A 3,772-nucleotide genomic window follows, 5' to 3' on the forward strand; every position below is an offset into this window, starting at 1 on the left:
CAATCTTAAAAAAAAGGTGTTTATGATCAAAAAATTTTTCAAGCCTGAACGGGTCCGGCAGATTCCGCCCCAAACGCTTGAATCCCTGGACCCGGATTTGCGTTTTAAGTTTAATGTGAACACGCCTGCCGACCTTGAAACAGCCAGGTGGATGGCCCAGGATCCAGACCCGGGGTATGGACGGGGGTAAAGAGAAAATATATAAGGAGGATTCATGGATTTACCTGCAATGATAAACCAGATGAGAAATCACCCGGATTTTTCCAAAGCCGGGATGGTGCTTTACCATAACGGGGTGGTCCGGGACAGCTCCCGGGACGGTCGGACTGTCACGGGTCTGACTTTAACCGTAGACCGGAAAAAATTGGATCGGATTATAAACGAGACCCGGGCCATGCCCGGTATTGTGGAGGTGCTGGTGCATATCAATTCGGATATGCCGCTGATGGTGGGCGATGACGTAATGTTTCTGGCCGTGGCAGGCGATATCCGGGAACATGTTATTGACGCCCTAACCTTGGCCCTGAACCGCATAAAAACAGAAGCCACGGCCAAAACCCAAGTGTTTGCCTGATTGGGTTAAACGTTTAAAGGAGTTGATGTGAACGACTTTACCCATATTGACGGCCAGGGCCGTGTCCGGATGGTGGATGTGGGGCAAAAACCTCCCACAAAACGTGTTGCCGTGGCAAAAGGGAGGGTTTTCATGTCCCCGGACACCCTGACCGCCATTGTGGATGAAAAGGTAAAAAAGGGGAATGTGCTGGAAACAGCACGCATTGCAGGGATCATGGCGGCCAAGCAGACCTGGTCCCTGATTCCCATGTGCCATCCCCTGAACATCACCCATGCCCGGGTGGATTTTTCTGAGGATAAGGAGAACAGCTGTATTCACATTGAGGCGGAGGTGTCGCTGACCGAAAAAACCGGGGTGGAGATGGAAGCCATGACCGCTGTCAGTGTTGCGGCCCTGACCATCTATGACATGTGCAAGGCCTATGACAAGGGCATGGAGATATCCAACATTCATATGGCCTTTAAATCCGGCGGAAAAAGCGGCACGTACACGGCACCTGAAACATCTGCATGATTGATTTTGCCCACATGACCATCAGCACGGGGAATCTGGCCTTCTTAGGAGCAGGGTTTGGGCTAGGCCTGTTAACAGCTCTGGTTCTTGTTAAACTGGTCATGCATTTTTTTTCAGACCGGTTCAAGGCGTTGTCCAACAAGGCGCTTTATGAAAATTCCCGGCACTTCATGGACATGGCCCAGTCCCATTTCGGCGGTTATGTCCGGGAAGCCCATCAGGATTTCAAGGTCAAAGAGGAGGCATTCACCCGGGCCGTTGATCCGGTACACCGCATGTTAGACCGCTATGAACAGCGGCTTGGCACCATGGAAAAGGACAGAAGCCAGGCCTTTGGCGCCATCAGTCAGTATTTGTCGGATATGGCAAAAACCCAGCACCAGCTTGCCAAAGAAACGGATAACCTGGTTAAAGCCCTGCGGGTGCCCCATGTCCGGGGCAGATGGGGGGAAGTGACCCTGAAACGGGCAGTGGAACTGGCCGGCATGGTCGACCATTGTGACTTTATTGAACAGGGCGTGCAGGGGAGCGGCAAGGGGGCGCTTCGCCCGGACATGGTGGTGAAACTGCCCGGCAACCGTCAGGTTGTGGTGGATGCCAAGGTACCGCTCATGGCGTATCTGGATGCCCTGGAAACAACGAATGAAGCGGCCCAGAAAGAAAGGCTTGATGACCATGCCCGCCAGGTGATGGCCCACATTATCCAGCTGGGATCGAAAAATTATGCAGCCGCCTTTAGCCCAAGCCCTGAGTTTGTGGTCCTGTTTATCCCCGGGGAAAATTTTTTTTCTGCCGCCCTTGCGGCCCGGCCGGATCTTATTGAAAAGGGGGTAAGCCACGGCGTGATTCTGGCCACGCCCACCACGCTGATCGCCCTGCTGAAAACCGTGTCCTATGTGTGGCTTCAGCAGGCAGGTCATGAAAACGCCCGGGCCATCCGGGAACTTGGTCTGGAGCTTTTTGAGCGGCTCTCCACTATGGCCGGACACATGAACCGCCTGGGAAAGGATATTGAGCGCACCGCCGCCACCTTTAACCGCACCCTGGGTGCCATGGAAAAAAGGGTGCTGGTTTCGGCCCGGAAATTTGAAAATTTAGGCGTCTCCAGTGCCGGTCTGCCGGATTGTGAACCTGTGTCTGGATCTGTTCTGACCCTTAACCGTATGAAAGAAAGGAGTCCGGGTGATGAGACTGATGAATAACCTTGAACAAAGCCCTGTAGGGTTTTGTCTGAATTGTGGAAATACGTACATGTATAAGAAATCCAACCTACTATACCAACTCGTGCTTTATCTGTTACTGATCCTGACTCTTGCCGGGACCTTGGGGTGCCAGAGTCAGAAAAAAATGGAACATCCCCGGGAAAATCCGTTGGTGAAGGTGGATGACTCAGACCTGCCCGAATTTACGGATGCGTTTTTTTTTCAAGATCTTGTGGTCTCCATTGACCAGAGCCTCGTCTATTTTAAGCGTGTGCCGGCAAATCGGACCTATAATTATGGTGAGGATGTGTATAATGCCGCCCATATGATCACTTCCCTTGAAACGTTTAAAGCGTTCCTTGATACCAAGCCGTCGCCCAAAGATCTGAACCGGTTTGTCCGCAAATCGTATACGGTGTACAAAAGTGTGGGCGGTTCAAATAAAGATGTGCTTTTCACCGGTTATTTTGAACCCACCTATCCGGGCAGCCGCACCCCGGGGCCGCAATATCCGTGGCCGGTCTACGCCATGCCCGATGATTTGTTCCAGATTGATTTGTCTGCGTTCTCAGATGCATATAAAGGGCACAAACAGCTCATGGCCCGTGTTGATTCAAACTCCCGCAGGATTCTGCCCTATTATACCCGGGAGCAGATCAACAAGCAGCCGGATTTTGCACAAAAAGCCCGGCCCGTGGTCTGGCTGGCCAACCGTATTGACCGGTTTTTTCTGGAGATTCAGGGGTCGGGCAGGGTGGCGCTTCCCGATAACGAGATTATGCGCCTGCATTACGCCGGGGTTAATGGCCGAAAATATAGTGCTGTGGGAAAATATCTCATTGATAACAACGAGGTGCCAAAGGAAAAGATGTCCATGCAGGCCATACGCGAATGGCTCACGGCCCATCCGGAACGCATGGATGAGGTGTTGTTTACCAATGACAGCTTTGTGTTTTTCAAGGAAGGCAAGGGCGGCCCCTTTGGTTGCATCAATGTCGCCGTAACGCCTGTCCGTTCCATTGCCACGGATACCAAACTTTTTCCCAAAGGGGGGCTGGCGTTTATCCAAACGGCGCTGCCTGTCGGCGTGGGGCAACCCAAAGAGGCATGGCCCAGGGCGTCTTTGTTTGTGCTCAACCAGGATACCGGCGGTGCCATCAAGGGGCCGGGCCGGGTGGATCTGTTTTGCGGTTCCGGTGACTGGGCCGATTACACTGCCGGTCACATGGTGACCAGGGGGCAACTTTATTTTCTGGTGCTTACGCCAAAGAACTAAAGATGAGGTGTCCAAACCACCACATTTTCTTTGCTCCAGATTTGGAACCTGCATTAGAATGCAATCTATGAACGCCCAATCAAATCGTTGACAAATGAAGTATAAATTATTGATATAGCAGTCGAATTCAGTCAATCAAAAGATTATCAAGCTGCCGCATTAGCAGGCCCAGTCATTTGATCATAATTCGATTTAATATCAATA

Annotated in this window: 4 protein-coding genes and 1 pseudogene; all 5 read left to right on the forward strand. The window is 51.8% G+C overall.

The window, feature by feature from the left end:
* Positions 1 to 190, forward strand: a pseudogene (locus tag B3D59_RS14015) (molybdenum cofactor guanylyltransferase); the annotation flags it as partial.
* A gap of 24 nt (positions 191 to 214) precedes the next feature.
* Complete coding sequence (locus tag B3D59_RS14020; protein ID WP_286820655.1) at positions 215 to 574, forward strand: molybdenum cofactor biosynthesis protein MoaE; 360 nt, start codon at positions 215 to 217, stop codon at positions 572 to 574.
* 27 nt (positions 575 to 601) lie between these two features.
* The gene (gene moaC, locus B3D59_RS14025; protein ID WP_286820658.1) at positions 602 to 1,090 is read left to right on the forward strand and encodes a cyclic pyranopterin monophosphate synthase MoaC; all 489 of its coding nucleotides are present in this window, start codon (positions 602 to 604) and stop codon (positions 1,088 to 1,090) included.
* Positions 1,087 to 2,292, forward strand: coding sequence for a DNA recombination protein RmuC (locus B3D59_RS14030; RefSeq protein ID WP_286820662.1), 1,206 nt, complete (start codon positions 1,087 to 1,089; stop codon positions 2,290 to 2,292). Before moaC ends, B3D59_RS14030 begins: the two co-directional genes overlap by 4 nt.
* On the forward strand, positions 2,276 to 3,568 hold the full coding sequence (locus B3D59_RS14035) for a murein transglycosylase A (RefSeq protein ID WP_286820663.1): 1,293 nt from the start codon (positions 2,276 to 2,278) through the stop codon (positions 3,566 to 3,568). The genes B3D59_RS14030 and B3D59_RS14035 overlap by 17 nt, the downstream gene beginning before the upstream one ends.
* Positions 3,569 to 3,772: the final 204 nt, after the last annotated feature.

The organism is Desulfobacter sp. UBA2225, from assembly GCF_002348205.1.
GTDB lineage: Bacteria > Desulfobacterota > Desulfobacteria > Desulfobacterales > Desulfobacteraceae > Desulfobacter > Desulfobacter postgatei.